Source organism: Rhodococcus sp. K11/5 (assembly GCF_055193735.1).
Genome location: NZ_CM143721.1, coordinates 421,859 through 439,581 on the forward strand (window position 1 = coordinate 421,859; position 17,723 = coordinate 439,581).

The 17,723-nt window shown below is 68.1% G+C and carries 18 protein-coding genes; 6 read left to right on the top strand and 12 right to left on the bottom strand.

All coding sequences use genetic code 11. The features are described from left to right. The gene (gene aztC, locus ACY466_RS02080; RefSeq protein ID WP_463249433.1) at positions 1–927 is read left to right on the top strand and encodes a zinc ABC transporter substrate-binding protein AztC; all 927 of its coding nucleotides are present in this window, start codon (positions 1–3) and stop codon (positions 925–927) included. A 35-nt stretch (positions 928–962) separates the two neighbouring features. Beyond that, positions 963–2,165 (top strand): zinc metallochaperone AztD, encoded by a 1,203-nt coding sequence (aztD, locus tag ACY466_RS02085; RefSeq protein WP_463249435.1) that lies wholly within the window; start codon positions 963–965, stop codon positions 2,163–2,165. Positions 2,166–2,234: 69 nt separating this feature from the next. On the opposite strand, the gene bluB is transcribed toward aztD, so the two are convergent. The 3 genes from bluB to ACY466_RS02100 form a co-directional block, all read right to left on the bottom strand. Next, complete coding sequence (gene bluB / locus ACY466_RS02090) at positions 2,235–2,879, bottom strand: 5,6-dimethylbenzimidazole synthase (protein ID WP_463249437.1); 645 nt, start codon at positions 2,877–2,879, stop codon at positions 2,235–2,237. A 6-nt stretch (positions 2,880–2,885) separates the two neighbouring features. After that, positions 2,886–3,812, bottom strand: a complete 927-nt coding sequence (locus ACY466_RS02095) for an aldo/keto reductase (protein WP_463249439.1) — start codon at positions 3,810–3,812, stop codon at positions 2,886–2,888. Positions 3,813–4,046: 234 nt separating this feature from the next. Beyond that, the gene (locus ACY466_RS02100) at positions 4,047–4,574 is read right to left on the bottom strand and encodes a GNAT family N-acetyltransferase (RefSeq protein ID WP_463249441.1); all 528 of its coding nucleotides are present in this window, start codon (positions 4,572–4,574) and stop codon (positions 4,047–4,049) included. 150 nt (positions 4,575–4,724) lie between these two features. Between ACY466_RS02100 and ACY466_RS02105 the strand changes: the two genes are divergently transcribed. Both ACY466_RS02105 and ACY466_RS02110 read left to right on the top strand, forming a co-directional pair. Then, complete coding sequence (locus ACY466_RS02105; RefSeq protein WP_463249443.1) at positions 4,725–5,168, top strand: SRPBCC family protein; 444 nt, start codon at positions 4,725–4,727, stop codon at positions 5,166–5,168. A gap of 52 nt (positions 5,169–5,220) precedes the next feature. Then, positions 5,221–6,519 carry a PP2C family protein-serine/threonine phosphatase gene (locus tag ACY466_RS02110; RefSeq protein WP_463249444.1) on the top strand — a complete coding sequence of 433 codons (1,299 nt, stop codon included), beginning with the start codon at positions 5,221–5,223 and terminating at the stop codon, positions 6,517–6,519. A gap of 12 nt (positions 6,520–6,531) precedes the next feature. Here ACY466_RS02110 and ACY466_RS02115 read toward each other — a convergent pair whose 3' ends face one another. After that, positions 6,532–7,464, bottom strand: coding sequence for a cation diffusion facilitator family transporter (locus ACY466_RS02115; protein ID WP_463249447.1), 933 nt, complete (start codon positions 7,462–7,464; stop codon positions 6,532–6,534). 100 nt (positions 7,465–7,564) lie between these two features. On the opposite strand from ACY466_RS02115, the gene ACY466_RS02120 reads away from it, so the two are divergent. Continuing rightward, on the top strand, positions 7,565–8,098 hold the full coding sequence (locus tag ACY466_RS02120) for a permease (RefSeq protein WP_463249449.1): 534 nt from the start codon (positions 7,565–7,567) through the stop codon (positions 8,096–8,098). Between the two features lie 32 nt (positions 8,099–8,130). Here the strand turns inward: ACY466_RS02120 and ACY466_RS02125 are convergent, their stop codons facing one another. From ACY466_RS02125 to ACY466_RS02155, 7 genes are all read right to left on the bottom strand, one after another. Next, entirely contained in the window at positions 8,131–8,922 is a 792-nt protein-coding gene (locus ACY466_RS02125) for an LLM class flavin-dependent oxidoreductase (RefSeq protein ID WP_463249451.1), read from the bottom strand. Between the two features lie 46 nt (positions 8,923–8,968). Next, positions 8,969–9,856, bottom strand: coding sequence for an RNA polymerase sigma factor SigJ (gene sigJ, locus ACY466_RS02130; RefSeq protein ID WP_463249454.1), 888 nt, complete (start codon positions 9,854–9,856; stop codon positions 8,969–8,971). After that, entirely contained in the window at positions 9,853–10,611 is a 759-nt protein-coding gene (locus tag ACY466_RS02135; RefSeq protein ID WP_463249456.1) for an SDR family oxidoreductase, read from the bottom strand. Before ACY466_RS02135 ends, sigJ begins: the two co-directional genes overlap by 4 nt. A gap of 81 nt (positions 10,612–10,692) precedes the next feature. Then, positions 10,693–11,985 (bottom strand): competence/damage-inducible protein A, encoded by a 1,293-nt coding sequence (locus ACY466_RS02140; protein WP_463249458.1) that lies wholly within the window; start codon positions 11,983–11,985, stop codon positions 10,693–10,695. Positions 11,986–12,051: 66 nt separating this feature from the next. After that, positions 12,052–13,299 (bottom strand): lipase family protein, encoded by a 1,248-nt coding sequence (locus tag ACY466_RS02145; RefSeq protein WP_463252106.1) that lies wholly within the window; start codon positions 13,297–13,299, stop codon positions 12,052–12,054. Positions 13,300–13,393: 94 nt separating this feature from the next. Next, positions 13,394–15,019 (bottom strand): GMC oxidoreductase, encoded by a 1,626-nt coding sequence (locus tag ACY466_RS02150; RefSeq protein WP_463249461.1) that lies wholly within the window; start codon positions 15,017–15,019, stop codon positions 13,394–13,396. A 111-nt stretch (positions 15,020–15,130) separates the two neighbouring features. Then, on the bottom strand, positions 15,131–15,694 hold the full coding sequence (locus tag ACY466_RS02155; protein WP_463249463.1) for a TetR/AcrR family transcriptional regulator: 564 nt from the start codon (positions 15,692–15,694) through the stop codon (positions 15,131–15,133). A 199-nt stretch (positions 15,695–15,893) separates the two neighbouring features. Here ACY466_RS02155 and ACY466_RS02160 point away from each other — a divergent pair, with 199 nt between their 5' ends. After that, positions 15,894–16,949: an alcohol dehydrogenase catalytic domain-containing protein gene (locus ACY466_RS02160; RefSeq protein ID WP_463249465.1), complete on the top strand. Its 1,056-nt coding sequence runs from the start codon at positions 15,894–15,896 to the stop codon at positions 16,947–16,949. On the opposite strand, the gene ACY466_RS02165 is transcribed toward ACY466_RS02160, so the two are convergent. Next, complete coding sequence (locus ACY466_RS02165; protein WP_463249467.1) at positions 16,946–17,677, bottom strand: alpha/beta hydrolase; 732 nt, start codon at positions 17,675–17,677, stop codon at positions 16,946–16,948. The two genes, ACY466_RS02160 and ACY466_RS02165, sit on opposite strands and share 4 nt — an antisense overlap. Between the last annotated feature and the right edge of the window lie 46 nt (positions 17,678–17,723).

Below are 17,723 nucleotides of genomic sequence, written 5' to 3' on the forward strand. Positions count from 1 at the left end.
ATGCGATCACTCCGAACGGCGTCGTCCCTGACTGCCACGGTGGCGGCACTCGGCGTCTTCTTCTCTCTCACCGGGTGTTCGGTGGCCGATGACGACCGACCGTCGGTGATGGTGTCGACGAACATCCTGGGCGATGTGGTCGGGGAACTCGTCGGCGACGAAGCCGACGTCGTCACCCTGATGAAGCCCGACGCCGATCCGCACTCCTTCGAGATCTCCGCACAGGAGGGCGCTCGCCTCCGCTCGGCCGATCTCGTCGTCTCCAACGGGCTCGGCCTCGAGGAAGGTCTGCAACAGCATCTCGACGCGGCCTCGGCGGAGAACGTCCCGTCGTTCGTCGCGGGCGATGCCATCGAGGTTCTCGACTACAGCGAGGGCGACGCGGCGGGGAGTCCCGACTCGCATTTCTGGACCGACCCGGCACGCATGATCGCCGTCGTCGACGCACTCGAGCCGGTGCTCGCCGGGCTCGACGGCGCGGACGCCACCGTCATCTCCGAACGAGCGGCCGACTACCGCGCGCAGTTGGAGACTCTCGACGACGAGATGTCCACCGCCTTCGCCGCGATTCCGGAGGAGCGCCGCGCGCTCGTCACCAATCACCACGTGTTCGGCTACCTCGCCGACCGGTTCGACTTCGAGGTCGTCGGTGCGGTGATCCCCGGCGGCACCACCCTCGCTGCGCCGTCCGCTTCGGACCTGTCCGATCTGGTCGATGCAGTCGATTCCACCGGTGTCCGAACGATTTTCGCCGAATCGTCCTCGCCCGACCGCCTCGTCCAGGCTCTCGCCAGCGAAGCCGATATCCGTGTGGACGTCGTCTCGCTGTTCACGGAGTCCCTCTCCGGTCCCGACGGCGGTGCTCCCGACTACCTCACGATGATGCGCGTCAACACCGAGCGCATCGCCACCGGCCTGTCCGCCTGATCGATTCTCCATCCCACACAGAAAAGGAACCCTGAATGCGCACTCCCTACTTCCGACGAGCAGGCATCACGGTGCTCACTCTCGGGGCAGTCGCGACACTCGCGGCCTGCTCCTCGGGTGCCGACGCCGGCACCGAGTCGACCACCGCAGCGGCGACGGAGCCCGGCGATCGCGTCGTCGTGTCCTACGAAGGCGGACTGCTCGTTCTCGACGCGGCAACCTTCGAGACCGTCGCGGACTTCGAGTCCGAGGACTACACCCGCCTCAACCTCGCCGGTGACAACCGCAATGTCATGGTCACCACGAGCGAGGGCTTCCAGGTACTCGACACCGCGGCCGACACGACGGACGAACCCGCGCTCACCGACACCGTTTTCGAGGCCGAGAAGGCCGGTCACGTCGTCCGTCACGGCGGCAAGACCGTCCTGTACGCCGACGGCACGAGCGACACCACGATCTTCGACACCGCCGCACTCGAATCCTCGGACGGGCTCCCCGAGGTCGAGAGCATCCCCGGTGTCGAGGCGCACCACGGTGTCTCGATCGTCCTGGAGGACGGCACGTTCCTCACCACCGTCGGAAACGCGAACGGGCGCACCGGCATCGAGGTACGTGACGCGGCCGGTTCCGTCATCGCTCGCAACGACGAGTGCCCCGGTGTCCACGGTGAAGGTACGACGCAGGACGAGATCGTGGTCTTCGGCTGCGAGAACGGCGCCCTGGTCTACGACGACGGCGAGATCACCAAGCTCGACGCGCCGGACCAGCCCTACGGACGCATGGGCAACGCCTACGTCAGTGAGACCAGCCCGCTGATCGTCGGGGATTACAAGGACGACGCCGATGCCGAGGGTTACCTCCTCGGGGCGGTCACCGTCATCGATCCGGTCGCGAAGACCCTCGACGTGGTCGCGCTGCCGGACGGTGCCGAGTACACGTGGCGGGGCGTCGCTCGTGGCCCCGACGACCTTGCCTACATCATCGCTTCCGACGGCAACGTGCACGTCTTCGATCCCGAAACGAAGGCCGTGACCGCGTCGTACCCCGTCATCGGGGCGTGGGAGAGCCCGGTCGAGAGCCAGGACCCGCATCCCGGAATCTCCATCGCGGGCAACATCGCCTACGTCACCGAACCGGCTACCGACAGCATCCACGCCGTGGATCTGACCACCGGCGAGGTCACCGTCAGCGGTGAACTCGACGTCACCCCGAACGAGTTCGTGGCCGTCGCCGACTGATCGCGGCAACCGGCTGTCGTAGGTGCGGAGTCGCTCCCCACCTACGACAGCCGGTCCACGGCGAACCCGTCACTCGCCCCGGAAATGTTCGTGGTGCACGGCCTCCGCCAGCGGGCGCCGATGACGCCATCCGAACCTCTCCAGGTCCGGTTCCGTCTGCAACTCGGTCACCGGTCCGATGCATAACCAGGCCACGGGCCGCACGGGCGGCGGAATCCTCAGAAGGTCCGCGAGGAACGATTCTCGGTAGAAAGAGACCCACCCGACGCCGATGCCCTCCGACGTCGCCGCCAACCACAGGTTCTGCACGGCGAGTACGGCCGAGAACAATCCGGTGTCGTCGACGGTGGCGCGTCCGAGGACGTGCTGTCCTCCGCGCTCGGGATCGTAGGTGACCACGACGCCGGTCCGACTGGAGCGGATTCCCTCGATGGTGATGGGGTCGAACGTCTTTCGGCGGTCGTCGGGAAGCGACGCGGCGAACGATCGACGTTCCTCTTCCACGTGCGATGCGAAAGCGTCGAGGGTCCGTGGTGAGCGCACGACGACGAAATCCCACGGCTGTGTGTTGCCCACGCTCGGGGCGTGATGGGCAGCGTCGAGAATGCGCTCGAGCACCTCGTCGTCGATCGGCTCTCCGGCGAACTCGGCGCGGACGTCGCGTCGGGATCGGATGGCCGTGTAGACCGATATGTCGTTCTCGAAGTAGCTCATTCGGCGTCAGGGAAGTGTGTGACCGGCGGCTCGGAAGATGCGGTACCACTGCTCGCGGGTGAGATGCACGTCCGAGCCTGCTGCGGCCTCGCGCACTCGGTCCGGCTTCGTCGTTCCGAGCACCACCTGAATGTCGGCCGGGTGCCGGGTGATCCATGCGGTCGCGATCGCGGTGGGCGTGGTCCCGAGTTCGGAGGCCAGTGCGCGCAGCACGTCGTCCAGATCGGCATAGTGGTCGCGGTCTCCGAGGAACACCCCGTCCGACGTCCCCTTCTGGAACGGTGACCACGCCTGCAGAGTGATGCCGTGGAGGCGCGCGTGATCCAGAAGACCGTTGTCGCGATCGACCGACTGCTCGAGTCCGCCGATGTTCGCGGCGAGCCCGGACGCCACGAGTGGAGCGTGCGTGATGCTCAGCTGCACCTGGTTCACGATCAGGGGTTGGCGCACAGCGGTTTTCAGCACCTCGATCTGTCCGGGGGTGTGGTTCGAGACGCCGAAGTGTCGCACTTTTCCGGAGGAGTGCAGCGTGTCGAACGCCGCGGCGACCTCGGCCGGCTCCACGAGCGTGTCCGGGCGGTGCAGCAGCAGGATGTCGAGGCGATCGGTACGCAGCGCCGCCAGCGACTCGTCGACGGTGGCGAGGATGTGGTCCGCCGAGAAATCGTAGAACCCGTCACGAATGCCGACCTTGCTCTGGATGACGACATCGTCACGGTCGGCCCCGAACGAGACCGCGTCGCCGAACCGGCGCTCGCAGGCGTGGCGCTCGCTGCCGTAGATGTCCGCGTGGTCGAACACCGACACTCCCGCGTCGCGGGCGGTTTCGACGAGCGTGCGGATCTCCTCGTCGGCCAGCGACTCGATGCGCATCAGTCCGAGCACGATGCTCGACGCGTGGAGGTCGGTGCCGGGGAGATCGTAGGTCTTCATCTGCACCTGACTACCCGCCGCGAACCCTGTGACGCAACCTTGGAGGGTGAACTCCCGTGTCCGCTCCGGTCGCGTGGGTCCGATCAGCGAGCGGTGCACCAGCTGCACACAACCATGCCCCGATCGGCACATTCGGCCCTGATGGCCACGGTTGTGTGCAGCCTGTGCAGACCCACGCCGCGCGATGTCGGCGAATAGAACGTCCGCAGAGTCACGAACTCCGGTGTCGCGGAATCAGGTCGGGCGGTCGCCACGCAGCCGTGCGAACACGAGGGTGTCGGTCCATTCCCCTTTGCACCACCAGTTCTGACGAAAGTGGGCCTCCTGCGTCATCCCGACTCGCCGTGCGAGCCGTGCGGACGCATCGTTGCGTGCGTCCATCTGCGCAACGACGCGATGAGTGGTCGGCACATCGAACACGAGGCGCAACAGTGCGTCGACGGCTTCGGTGGCGAGGCCGCGCCCGGATACCGCGGGGGAGAAGGTCCAGCCGATCTCGACGGAGGTCGACTCGTCGTCCGTCGTCCATGCCTCGACGTTGCCCACCACGGCACCGTCGAGTTCGGCCACCATCGCGAGTGCCCCGACGTCCAGTCCTGTTCTCTCCGCGCGTCTGCCCACGGCGGCCGCGGCGTCGTCCGCGGTCCACGGCTCGTGCAGCAGATATCGGCACACGTCGGGGTCGCCGTAGTACGTCAGCAGCTCGGCGTCGTCGCCGGATCGGTACGTGCGCAGGAGCAGTCTGTCGGTCCGGAACTCCACGAACGGATCGTATCGATCACCGTCGTCGGATCCGGGCGCAGTCCGTCGAGGGGGCGGGTCTCACCACGTCGCCGACCGTCGGGTAAGAAGTTAGTGATACGCGGTGTCTCACGCACTGCGCACGCAACCCGCACACACCACGGAGAATCCATGCCCGTCATCACCCGAGAGATCGAACTGCCCGCATCGGCGGGTGAGGTCTTCGCGTACCTGTCCGATTACGAGAACGTCCCCGATTGGATGTTCGGAGTCACCGATTTCGCGCCGGTCGGGCCGGTATCGAGGGGGATCGGTGACCGGTTCGACGCCCAGATGAAGCTCGGCCCCAAGACGCTGAAGTCGACGGTCGACGTCGTCGAATGGGTCGACGGCTCGGTGTTCTCGCTGAGTTCGGTGGCCGGCTTCGAGACGTCGTCGCGGTGGCTGGTCGAGCCGGTCGACGATCGAAACAGCCGCGCGCGGGTGGAGTTCGGGTACACGTTTCCCGGCGGCCTGACCGGTCGAGCGTTGTCCAAACTGGTGGAGCCGTTCATCCAGCAGGGCATCGCCGCGACCGATCGCAACATCCGCACCCGTGTGGGGTCATCCCGCTGACCGACACGTCACGGGTCATCCGACACCGTTCGATTTGGTAGACATGTGAGCGATGGACGGTAGCAACGGCAGGCCTGACGACCGTTCGGGCGCCGCCGACAGAGCAGTGCGGTGGCTGGACACCGCCCCCGCCGGCTTTCTGGTGGTGGACGCGGAGACCAGCGTGGTGACCTACGCCAACGCGACGGTGGTCCGGATGATCGGCGCCGAGGGCGTGGTCGGATCGATGCTCCACGATCTGTTCGTGCCGTCGAGTACCGGCACCGTCATCGCCCTGCTCGCAGCCGGTTCCGACGCCGACTCCGACCCACCGGCCGGGGCCATGGCCGAACTCGTGGTGGGACCGCACGACACCCTGTCGGTTCTCCTCATGGCCAATCGCGGTTCGAGCGACGACGGCGCCGAGGTGCGCGTGACGCTGCACGCCGCGACGGCCCACCGCATCCGCGAGCAGCGTCTCGTGGAGGCGCGCGACGACGCCGTGTCGGCGCAGTCGGTCGCGGAGCGGGCGTTGACTCGGTCGGAGGATGCGCTGGCCCGGTCGGAGGGCGCGCTGGGTGAGTCCGAGGACGCCCGTAAGAGCGCCGAGGCCGAGCGCACCGCTCTTCAGATCCTGGCCACGACATTGCAGCGAACCCTGCTCCCGCCGGCCCTGACCTCACCCACCGGGACCGAGGTGTCCGCGTACTACCACCACGCTTCCGAGGACGAGGTGGGCGGCGATTTCTACGATCTCTTCCCGCTCGATGCTCGAACGTGGGGTTTCTTTCTCGGCGATGTCAGCGGGAAAGGCGCGGCCGCTGCCGCCGTGACGTCCCTGACGCGCTACACCCTGCGGGCCGCGGCGGTGTTCGACCGCGATCCGGTCTCGGTTCTGCACAACCTCAATGCTGTCCTGCAGCAAGAGTTTCGAGGTGACGATCCGCGGTTCTGTACGGTGCTGTTCGGCACCGTGACCCCGGTGGACGGCTCGGTACACGTCAGCTTGGCGAGCGGGGGACATCCCCCCGCTCTGCACCTGCGGGCCGATGGCACGGCGGGCTACGTCGACACCGTCGGCGGCCAACTGGTCGGAGCCCTCCCCGATCCGCACTTCCGGGCCGCGGAGCTGGTACTGGCTCCCGGAGACGTGCTGTTGCTCTACTCCGACGGGTTGACCGAGGCGCACGTCGGTCCGGGGCGGTTCCGGTACGACGACACCGGCGCACTCGAGGACTTCGCCGTCGCGGCGGCCCCGACCACTGCGGCTCGGGTGGTCGACGACCTCATCGGCGTGTTGAACGGCTTCGGTGACGGGGTGCAGGACGACGTCGCTCTGCTCGCGCTGGGAGTCCCGATCGGCGACGCCTGACGACGACTCCGCTCACCGGGGAACCGTCTCGGGTGGCGCATTGGTGGTGAACGAGACGGTGACCCAACTGTGCGGATCATCGTCCACCAGTTCGGATCTCACTCCGTCACGGATGCGATCCCACTCTTCGAGCGGTCGTGGCGGCAATCCGGACGGGACGTAGAAGACGAAGTCGACGGTGCGCGCCCGCCCCTGCTGGGACGCATAGACCCGGTGGTCGTCGAACTCCTCGGATTCGACGACGCGCTGCGCGAGGGTTTCGGCCTGCTGCTTCAGTGCGACGGGAGTGATCAAGCTGATCTCGCTCAACGATGTCCGCAGTGTCGAGAACGGGACCGGAAGCAGAACCAGGGCAACGACGGTCAACACCGCCGGGTCCACGTAGGGCATCAGCCATTCCCAGCGGGTGCCCGAGATCAGCATGCCGATGAGGAAGGCGACCAGCAGGGCCGCGGTCACCCCACCCGCCATGATCCATCCCTTGACGTCCATGGCGACCAGAGCGGAACCGATTCGCTTGTTCGCCCGGTGTTCGGCGTACCCGATCACGCAGGTGAACACCACGACCACCGCCGCATAGGCCACGCCCGGGCCGAAAGCGACGTCGCGCCCGCCGCTCGACAACGCCGAGATCGCTTGGAAGAGTGCGTACGCCGCGATGGACATCATGAGCAGCGCGTTGACCGCCAACACCATCGGTTCGAAGTGCCAGAAGCCGACCGAGAACCTGTCCTGGGTGCGTCGGGACAGGGTGTTGGACACGGATGCCGCGATCAGGCGGGCGACGGCGATGGAGACGACCGTCATGACGGCATCGACCAGGGAGAAGACGCCGTCGAACAGGATGGCGAACGAGCCGGACACGATGCCGAAGCCGATGCCCAACGCGGACACGACGAGCACCCCGATCAGCGAGACTTTCAGAGCCTGTTCTTCGGTGCGCATCGCGCTCGTGTCCTCCTCGAATCCCCTCGGCCGCCGGCCGAATCCACGGCGGTCAGCGTAGTGGAGCCGCGTGCGCACTATCGCGCTCTACTATCGCGGTATGACTGCAGATCCGACCACATCCGTTCCGTCGAGCAACTCGGGAGTCTGGAAGAGGCGCGCCATCCTCGTCGGATCGGCGCTCGTTCTTCTGGTCGTCGCCTACTTCGTTCTCTCGGCGTTCCTGCCGCGGTGGTGGAGTCTGCGCGTCGAGTCGCTCGCCGACGGCACCTTCACGCGTGGCATCTCGTTCGGACTTCTGTTCGGCGTGCTGTGCACCTTCGCGCCACTGATGTTCTTCTGGAGTGCGTTCGCGGTGCGCAATCGGCGCGGCGGAAAGCCGCTCGCCATCGGGACGGTGGTTCTCGCCCTGATCACCGCGATCCCGAACCTGCTGACCCTCACCGTCGTGCTCGGAACCAGCAACGCCGCGCACGCCGGCCAGCGCACCCTCGACACCAGTGCGCCCGGGTTCCGTGGTGCCACGCTGCTCGGAGCCCTCATCGCTCTCGCCCTGTTCGCGCTGCTGGTGTTCCTGCGGACCCGACGGACTCGTCGTCTGCGGGCGGTCGACGCCGGGTCGCGCTCCGCGTAGGGATCGGTGGTAGGTCGGTAAGGAACCGGACCTCAGGCGAGGACGGACTGCAGCTCGACCGCCTTCTCGAACAGCGCGTCCAGGTCCGTCACATCTGCGGGAGGCTGCAGGACGACGGTGGTGGCGCCCGCATCGATCCACCGGCGGAGGCGTTCGGCGGACGCATCGTCCGGGGTCGGGCAGTCGACGTAGACGACGATGTCGTGGCCCGCCCCGCCGGCGATGTCGTGGCCGGCCCCGCCGCCGATGTGGCCGCAGGCTTCCCGCAGTTGTTCAGGGCTCGTCTCGCTCGTGAGGATGGTTCCCGAGCTGCATTCGCCGCTCAGGGCCAGCGTCTTCGGCCCGGTGGCCCCGACCAGCAGTGGCGGTACCCGGGTCGGCGGCAGACCGAGCTTCACGTCGGACAGCGAGACATAGCGTCCCGTCACGTCGACCGACCGGCCGTCGAGCAGAGCGGTCAGAGCCGACATCTGTTCTCGCAGTAGCGTCATCGGTGACTGCACGCGGTCGCCGACCTGCCCCATCCAGCTCTGGACGCCGTGCCCGAGGCCGACGCGGACACGTCCGGGATGCAGTCGAGCGAGCGTGGCGATCTCCATGGCCGTCAGCGCCACGTTGCGCAACGGCGTCGGAATGACACCGATGCTCACGTGCACACGATCGGTGACCGCGAGGACACTCGCCGCGACGGAGAAGGCGCCGGAGAGGAAGCAGTCCTCCCACAGCCACACCTCGTGGACACCCATCGCATCGGCGCGGCGAGCCGCGTCGACGATGGTCTCGGGCGGTAGTTCGGGACGCAGAACAACTCCCACACCGGTCATGATGCGAACCCTACCGACGCGGTGGTGTGCCGTCGCGGTGCGAACGTCAGCGCCACACGCTGTCGGTCACCGCCGTCAACTTCTCCGGTGACCGAACGAGATCGATGCGAGCGACCCGGCCGCGCGCATCGACGTCGAACGACACGATGCCGGCCGGAGCGTCGTGCACGGAGAGTGCGAGTCCGTCCCGGCCGTTCACCCGGCACGGCCGCAGGGTGAGGGTCGGGCCCACCTTCGCGGCGATGCCGAGGAGGAATCGCGCGACGCGATCCGCGCCGACCACCGGACGCCGGGCTGCCGACACGATGCCGCCACCGTCGCTGGTCAGCACCACGCTCGGGTCCAGCACGGCGAGAAGCTCTGTCGTGTCGCCGGATTCGGCTGCACGCGCGAACGCCCGGACCGTCTCGCCGTGGCGCACGGGATCGACGGTGAATCGCGACGCGCCCTCGGTGACGCGTCGTCGGGCTCGTGATGCGGCTTGTCTCACGGACGCCGGGGTGCGGCCGAGGATGTCGGCGACCTCGTCGAACTGGATGCCGAACAGATCGTGCAGCACCCAGGACGTCCGCTCGGCCGGGGAGAGCGACTCGAGGACCACGAGCAGTGCGAACGACACACTCTCGTCGGCCGCGATCTGCTCCGCCGGGTCGTCCGCCGCGGCGACCACGGGTTCCGGAAGCCACGGACCGACGTAGTTCTCGCGCCGGACCCGAGCCGACCGCAACACGTCGAGTGCCATCCGGGCCACGGCGACCGTCGTCCACGCCTCGACGTCCCGCACCGGGTCACGGTGGTGGGCGTCGGTCAGGCGAAACCAACAGCCGGACACCACGTCTTCGGCCTCGGCGTACGACCCGAGGACCGCATAGGCGATGCGCACCAACCGCGGGCGCGCACGCAGAAAATCCTCGGCGAGGTCCGGAACCGTCATCCCCGCGCCGGCGTCGCGGTGGTCGACAACCAGTCGGTGAACGTCTCCCGGCCGCGAGGACCGTCGTCGGTGGGAAGCAGGCTGCCGTCCGCCATGCCTCGCCCGCCGGCGCCCGGAATGCGAACGGGAATCACCAGTCGACGCGATCCGCGAGCGCGAAGCAATCGACGTGCGAGATCGGGCTGGTGCTCCACCCGCGGTCCGGCGATCTCGACGACCGACCGACGTGGCGGCGCCACTGCGAGTTCCACCAGCCGGTCCGCGACCTCTCGCACCGCGATCGGTTGGCTGCGCATCACGGGAATCACGGCGAGTGGCCCCTTCGTCATGCCCAGGGTCTGCTCCGTGAACTCGTGGAACTGCGTCGCGCGCAGAATCGTCCACGGAACGTTCCCCTGACGGATCAAGCTCTCCTGCACTCGTTTTCCGGCGTAGTAGCCGTACTCCACCCGGTCCGAGCCGACGATCGAGAGTGCGACGTGGTGGCCGACGCCCGCTCGTTCTGCCGCCCGGAGCACGGTCGCCGTGACGGCGCCGAAGAACTCCTCGGACCGGGCTCGCTTCATCGTGGTGAGATTGCTCGTGTCGATGACGGCGTCGACGCCCGTCATCATCTCGTCCACCCGCTGCGAGTCGTGGGTCAGGTCGACACCGGTGGACCGCGCCAGCACCACGGCCGTGTGGCCCGCCGCCTCGAGGCCTCCGACCACCAGTCGGCCGGTGAGGCCGGTTCCGCCTGCCACTGCGATTCGCATGGACTCATCCTCTCGTCACCGGATCCCGTGCGGAACCCGTCGACACGATGACGAGGCGGAGCCGGCGAATGTGACAAGCCCCTAGTCGACGGTCGCCGCGCCCAGTGCATCGGCGAGCATGTGCATCGCGGCTGTCGTGGACAGCGATCGCACGCTCGTGCGGTCGCCGGGGAGGTGCAGGGTGCGGGTGACGGTCGGACGGTCACCGACGGCGATCGCGAAGCAGACCGTGCCCACCGGCTTGAGGTCGGTGCCGCCACCCGGTCCGGCGACGCCGCTGGTCGAGATCGCGATGTCGGCGCCCACGCGGGTCAGCGCGCCCTCCGCCATCCGGGCCGCCACCGGTTCGCTGACGGCGCCGTGCTCGTCGATCATCTCGGCGGGGACGTCGAGCAGTTCGATCTTCGCCTCGTTGGCGTAGGACACCACGGCGCCGATCACGTAGGCCGAGGATCCGGCTCGATCGGTGAGCCGGGCCGCGATCATGCCTCCGGTGCACGACTCCGCCGTCGCGATGCGGTGACCGGCCAGCCTCGTCGCCACGATGTCGTCGATGGTGGCCCCGTCCGTCGAGAAGATCTGCCGGCCATGGTGTTCGTCGATCAGGGCCGTGAGGCGCTCGTACGACGGTGCCGCCGCGTCGGCGTAGCGGGTGACCATCTCGAGCTCGCCGCGGCTCAGGCAGGTGGTGACCTCGAGCTCGCCGAACCCCGGAATGTCGCGCTCGGCCGTGCGCAAGGTCGCGGCGAGATCGGCTTCGGACAGGCCGTACGCGCGGATGGTGTCCTGGCGAACCTGCACGCGTCGCGCCAACACCGCGGCGACGGGTGCGCTCTCGATGGCGTCCGGCCACATCGCCTGCAACTCGCGAGGAGGGCCCGGAAGAACGAGAACAGCGGGAAGCGATCCCGAGTCCGATGCTGCGATCGCGACGCCCGGAGCCGTTCCGGTCGGCGAGATCGAGTGTGCACCGTCGGGAACCATCGCCTGCTTGCGAATTCCCGCTCGGAGCGGCTCGGAATCGACCGCGGAGGACAACCGGCTTCGCCACCGCGCCACGATGTCGGCGATGCGCTGCTCGAGCTCGACGTCGAGGTGGAGGTCACGGCCGTACAGGGCGGCGACCGTCTCCACGGTGAGATCGTCCGCCGTGGGCCCCAGGCCTCCGGTGGTGACGATCAGGTCGACGCCCTGATCCGCGAGAAACTGCAACTGGGCGGTCAGATCGGCCGGACGATCCCCGCACACCGTGATGTGAGCGACGTCGACTCCCATTTCGAGGAGGCGTTGGGCTACCCATGGACCGTTCCGGTCGGTGACCCGGCCGCCCAGCACCTCGGTTCCCGTCACCACCACACCTGCTCGCACCGTCATCGTTCGACCCTACTGGCGTCGCCGGAGGAGCCGGCCGGGGCGAGTCCCGGAGAGCGGCGTGTCCGGCTACTCCAGGGTGCACCCGGACGTCGGAACCCCGGCGAACCGGTCGAGCAGGAACTGCGCCGCCGCGCCGCCGTAACCGTCGATCAGTTGAGGCCCGAAGTGGTTGGGGATGACCGCCCCCGGCAGGATCGGCGGGAGGGGGTTGGATCGGAACGTCACCGCCGCACCGCCGTCGCACCACTGCGTCGCCAGGCGTCGGGCCTGATCGTAGGGAACGGTGTCGTCGTTGATGCCGCTGGTGATCAGAACCGGCGCCGACGGTGCGGTTCTCCCCGTCCGCTGCTCGTCGAAGATGGCCGTGGCTTCGGGGATGGTGCGCAGATTGTCGAGCATCGACCGTCCGTCCTTCGTCAGAGTCTCGGTGCGCAGGAACGGATACTGCAGGATCGTGTCGGCGATGCACTGCGACTTCAGCGACTCCAGCACGGCGATTCCGGTGTCGCTCACGCGTTCGTCCACCAGCGCACGCAGTTCGGGGTTCCGCTCGACGAAACCGTTCAGGGCGTATCCGATCACACCGCCGATCAGGGTCCCGTCGACCGTTCCCAACACGTCGAGCAGATCGGCCGTCGGAGCACCCGCCCAGGTGCCGGCGATGTCGAGTTCCGGCGCGTAGGTCGACGCCATCTCGGCTGCGGCGGCCGCGGCACCGCCGCCCTGCGAGTAACCCCAGATGCCGATCGGACCGTCCGCGCCGCCGGACAACTCGGTGGCGGCGCGGGCCGCGTCGAGCACGGCGTGCGCCTGTTCGATGCGGTTGACGTAGGTGTGCACGCCCGGGGTGCCGAGCCCGATGTAGTCGGTGACGAAGACCCGGGCGCCCATCGATCCCCACAGCGTCGACGACACCAGTTCCTGGTTCACCGAGGCCGAGAACGGATCCGCCACCAGGTTCACCGCCGTCGGAAACGCTCGCGACGGCGCGCACTGATCGCCTTGCCCGACGGTTCCCGGGGCCACCACGATCGTGGGACGCGGACCGTCGCCCCGCCACGGAATCTCGGTGTCGAGGAACGTGCCCGTCACGGCGACGGGCTCGTCGTGCTCGGTCCGAGAGGTGTACATGACTCGCTCCGCCGAGGCGGGATAGACCCCGTCGGCTCCGGGGGCGGCGAGAAACAGTGACATGGGCTGTGTTCGGACCACCGAGCCCGGGGTGTCGTCGAACTGCGCCGGCGGCACGTAGAAATCGTCCACGGTGTCGCCGCGCGCGTCGACCGCTCCCACCAGACCGGCGGCAACGAGCATCACCACCACGGTCAGGGTACGAAGGGTACGAGAAGTGTTGTGCACGATGGGGTTCCTGTCGTCGGTCGTCACCTGAGGTTGCACGGTCGGATGGTCAGATCACGGTCCCGACGTCTCGCGCGACGATGGTGTCCATCGCGCGTTCGGCGACCGCCGCGATGGTCAGCGACGGATTGCAGGCTGCGCAGTTCCCGGGAATCAGCGCACCGTCGAGGACGTACAGGCCCCGCTGTCCCAGCACGCGGCCCTCGAGGTCGCAGACCACGTCCATGTTCGCGCCGCCCAGCGGGTGCCACGTGGACGGGAACACCGCGTTGGTGTCGACGAGGACACTCTGCGGTCCCGCGATCGCTCGAACGCGAGGGTCGATCGTTCCGGTCTGGATGGCGGCGTCGCCCTCGCGTGGCCACCGCAGAATCGCGTCGTCACGCGCGGAGTCGTACACGAAGCGGCCGCGCGCGTCGCTCACGCCGTATCCGACGAGAGTCGTGGTGCGAGAATCGAATCCGATCGGTGGCAGGGACGCCTGGATGACGGTCGATGCCGTCGACGGATCCGACCAGTCGAGGCTGCCGAAGACCACCGGTCCACCCTGGGTCGCACCGAATTCGTGCTCGAACGACGTCCAGGAGTAGATGCGGTCGGCGTTGGTGCCCCACTGTTCACCGAGGCCGTCGGGGAGGTCGCCGATGCGGCCGGAGGCGGACGCCCGCATGAGCAGACGAGTGGTGTTCATGCTTCCCGCGGCCATCACGAGTGTCCCGGTCGTGAGGATCTTGTTCTCGACGACGCGCCCGGTGGTGTCGATGCGATCGACGTACACGGTCCACCGACCGTCGGGCGCGCGTTCGACGTCGGTCACCTGGTGCAACGTCTGCACCGAGACCAGCCCGGTGGCCTCCGCGGCCGCGAGGTAGGTGACGTCGACGGTGTTCTTGCCACCGTTGTTGACCCCCATGGCGCCGTCGCCGTTGGTGTAGGAGGGCGTCATTCGGCCGTCCAGTTCGTCGAGCGCGAACTGCCATTCGATGGGCATCGGGATCTTCGACACGGGCTGTCCTGCACGTCGCGCATTGTTTGAGAATGCCCGTGCTGCAGCGTAAGTGGGGCTGTCGACGAGGCGATCCGGCGCGACCTGCAGTTTCAGCATGCGAGCCACCCGTGGGTAGTGCACGCGGTCCATCAGGGACCAGTCGAGCGCGGCGGGGAACTGCGTCGCGAAGACCTCCTCGGCGGGTTGGAGCGACATGCCCTGGTACACCAGGGAGCCGCCGCCCACGCCGGACGGGCAGAGCACCGTCATGTTCTCGCCGGGGACCGCTTCGATCAGGCCGGTGAACGGATCGACGTCGAGGTCCCGGCCGAACAGGTTCTTCCCCGAGTCGTACCAGAGGATGCGTCGGTCGGGTGCCGTCGCCCGCGGGAAGGTGGTGGAATTCGGCCCCGTCGGCCAGCGAAGACCGCGTTCGAGAACGGTCACCGGCACCCCGGCCTCCGCGAACCGAAGGGCCGACACTCCCCCGCCGAAACCCGAGCCGACGACCACCACGCGATGGTCCTCGCGGACGAGTGGGATCCGTTGAACGCGGGCGCCGATGCCGGCAGCGCGTGCGGGCGAGGCGGCGTCGAGCATCAGTGCCCCGGCGGACATCAGTGCCCCGGCGGACATCAGTGCCCCGGCGGAACCGACGAGGAACGAACGACGATCGAGAGCGGACACGGTCGGTTCCCCCACATTCGAGATGGGCCTCGATCCGCATGAGTGCGTCCCCGTCGAGGCACCCGAGGACCGCCTCGGGTGCGACTAGTTAGACACTTCGGGGTCCAACTGTCAAGGTTTGGTGAGGCTTCCGCCGGTCATGTCGGGCGGCAACCATCGAGTCAGGAACGCCCTGAGGTCGTCGTCGTGCGCGAGGCGGGCATCGTCGAAGAGGACCACCGACATGCCGAGGCGCACGGTGATGTGCACGACGTCGTCGAGCACGGGACCCATGGCCGGGTCCAGGTCGACCAGTGGTTCGAGCAGACCGCGCACCACGGGCTGAGCCTGCGCCATGACGTCAGAGTGCAGAACCGGGTTCGACGCGTCCATCTGCACCAACGTGGCCAGCACAGGATGGTCCCGCACCGCTCGACGTCCCGCGACGATCATGTTCACCACGTACTCACGCGCCGACGACGCTCCGCCGAGCCGGCCCTCGATCTCGGACAGCACCGAGACCGCCAGGCCCTCCATGGCCTGCGTGACGAGTGCCTCGCGGGTGCCGAAGATGGAGTAGATCGTCTGCCGGGTCACCCCGGCCGCGCGCGACACCGCGACGATCGAGACCGCGTCGAACCCGCCGCGGGCGATGACCTCGAGCGTGGCGTCGAGGATCTTCTCGCGGGAACGCATGCATCGATTGTCTCACCGGAGCAGCTCGAGCCGGCCGTGCAGGAGTGTGCGGATGTCCGCGCATCCGCACACCGCCCAGCAGGACGCATCGCTCCCGGCCTGTGCGTTCTGCGGGGGCGAGTGCGGCTGTGGGTCCGAACGTCCCGTTCAGCAGCGCGGTTCCGCCTCCACTCCCGTCTCGGTGCGGTAGGATGACGACGTGGCCGAATTCGAGTCGAGTACCGGGCCCGTCGACGATGCCATGACGGCCGTGGTGACCACCGGCGTCGGTGGGTACGACCGCCTGGTGGTGGACCGGGTGCCCCGACCGGTGCCGGGTCGAGGTGAGTTGCTCGTGCAGGTGCTGGCGGCCGGACTGAACAACACCGACATCAACACCCGCACAGGGTGGTACGGGAGCGGAGGGTGGAACGCGCGCACACCGTTCCCCCTGATCCAGGGTGCGGACTGTTGCGGTCGCGTGGTCGGTGCGGGGGAGGGCGCCGACGCGTCGATGGTGGGCACCCGGGTGCTGATTCGTCCGTGCATGCGGGTGGACGGATTCTCCTCGCGCGAGACGCGATGGCTCGGCTCGGACATGAACGGTGCGTTCGCCCAGTACGTCGCGGTACCGGAGACCGAGGTGTTCGCGATCGACTCCGAGTGGTCCGATGCGGAACTGGCCACCATTCCCTGTGCCTACGGAACCGCCGAGAACATGATCGAGCGGGCCCGTGTGACGCGCGGATCGACGGTGCTCGTGACGGGTGCGTCGGGTGGGGTGGGTTCTGCTGCAGTGCAACTCGCGGTTCGGCGCGGCGCGCGGGTGGTCGCCGTCGCGGGGGCCGCCAAACACGACCGCGTCCGTGCGCTCGGTGTCGAGACGGTCCTCGACCGAGACGTCGACCCGAAGGATGTGCTGGGGGCGAACTCGGTCGACGTGGTCGTCGACAATGTCGCCGGCGCGGGCTTCGCGGGGTTGCTCGATCTTCTCGTTCCGGGAGGGACGTACGTGACGTCCGGAGCCATCGCCGGCCCGCAGGTCGAGCTGGATCTGAGAAAGTTGTACCTCGGCGATCGCACACTCCTCGGGTGCACGGCGTGGGACGAGCCGGTCTTCCCGAACCTGGTGTCCTACATCGAGAACGGCGAGATCGCGCCTCTGCTGGCCGACACGTTCGCGCTCGAGGACATCGCGTCGGCCCAGCAACGGTTCCTCGACAAGGACCACGTGGGAAAGTTCGTGGTCGTACCGCCGGGGCTCACCGGCCGCTAGGAGGGCGACGGCGAGAGTCGTTGGGCCAGAAACAGTGCCGCGATCTCCGCCGGCTCGGCCGGGTCGCGGTCGAAGCCGTGGTTCTGTCCCTCGAGCACGTGAAGCTCACTGCGCCCGTAGATGTCGCGATACCGCTCGGCGGTTTTCAGCGGCACGATCTCGTCGTCGCTGCCCTGGATGATGCACACCGCGCCGCGGTACCGCGCCGAGGTCTCGAAGACGGACAGCGACTGCGCGGTCCGGATGTACTCGCGCCCGACGGCGAAGTCTTTCCCGGGCAGTGCGACACGCTCGGGGATGTCGTTCGGATCGATCGTCGCCCCCAGGACCTCGCCGCGTCGAGCATTCTCCTCGAGAACTCCGGCGGGCGCGAGCAGAACCAGCGCCGTGATCTCGTCGATCAGTTGCGCTGCAACCAGTCCGGCGACCACCCCGCCCTGAGAGTGCCCGACGAGCCCGATCGTCGACACCGTGTCCAGGCTGCGGGCGTACCGGTGGACGGCGAGGGCGTCGTCGATCTCGTTGGGGACGGTCATGTCCACCGGATCTCCGTCGCTCGCACCGTGCCCGTTGAAATCGAAGCGCAGGGTCGCGACGCCCCGCGCCCGCAGTGCCGCGGCGATCGCGACGATGACGGGATCGTCCTTGGACCCGGTGATGCCGTGCATGACGATGACGAGGGCCGCCCGCCGGAGCCTCGAGAACGGCATCGAGTTGCCCGTTGCCACCGTCGATCCGGAGGGGCGTCGAGCGGTGGGGCGTCGTGGCGTCGGG

Coding starts and splice junctions, on each gene's coding strand:
- aztC (WP_463249433.1), top strand. CDS start 1: ATGCGATCACTCCGAACGGCGTCGTCCCTGACTGCCACGGTGGCGGCA.
- ACY466_RS02135 (WP_463249456.1), bottom strand. CDS start 10,611: ATGCGAATCGCAGTGGCAGGCGGAACCGGCCTCACCGGCCGACTGGTG.
- ACY466_RS02125 (WP_463249451.1), bottom strand. CDS start 8,922: ATGACCGGTGTGGGAGTTGTTCTGCGTCCCGAACTACCGCCCGAGACC.
- ACY466_RS02105 (WP_463249443.1), top strand. CDS start 4,725: ATGCCCGTCATCACCCGAGAGATCGAACTGCCCGCATCGGCGGGTGAG.
- ACY466_RS02115 (WP_463249447.1), bottom strand. CDS start 7,464: ATGCGCACCGAAGAACAGGCTCTGAAAGTCTCGCTGATCGGGGTGCTC.
- bluB (WP_463249437.1), bottom strand. CDS start 2,879: ATGAGCTACTTCGAGAACGACATATCGGTCTACACGGCCATCCGATCC.
- ACY466_RS02120 (WP_463249449.1), top strand. CDS start 7,565: ATGACTGCAGATCCGACCACATCCGTTCCGTCGAGCAACTCGGGAGTC.
- ACY466_RS02095 (WP_463249439.1), bottom strand. CDS start 3,812: ATGAAGACCTACGATCTCCCCGGCACCGACCTCCACGCGTCGAGCATC.
- ACY466_RS02145 (WP_463252106.1), bottom strand. CDS start 13,299: ATGCTCGTTGCCGCCGGTCTGGTGGGAGCGGTCGACGCGCGCGGCGAC.
- ACY466_RS02110 (WP_463249444.1), top strand. CDS start 5,221: ATGGACGGTAGCAACGGCAGGCCTGACGACCGTTCGGGCGCCGCCGAC.
- ACY466_RS02155 (WP_463249463.1), bottom strand. CDS start 15,694: ATGCGTTCCCGCGAGAAGATCCTCGACGCCACGCTCGAGGTCATCGCC.
- aztD (WP_463249435.1), top strand. CDS start 963: ATGCGCACTCCCTACTTCCGACGAGCAGGCATCACGGTGCTCACTCTC.
- sigJ (WP_463249454.1), bottom strand. CDS start 9,856: ATGACGGTTCCGGACCTCGCCGAGGATTTTCTGCGTGCGCGCCCGCGG.
- ACY466_RS02140 (WP_463249458.1), bottom strand. CDS start 11,985: ATGACGGTGCGAGCAGGTGTGGTGGTGACGGGAACCGAGGTGCTGGGC.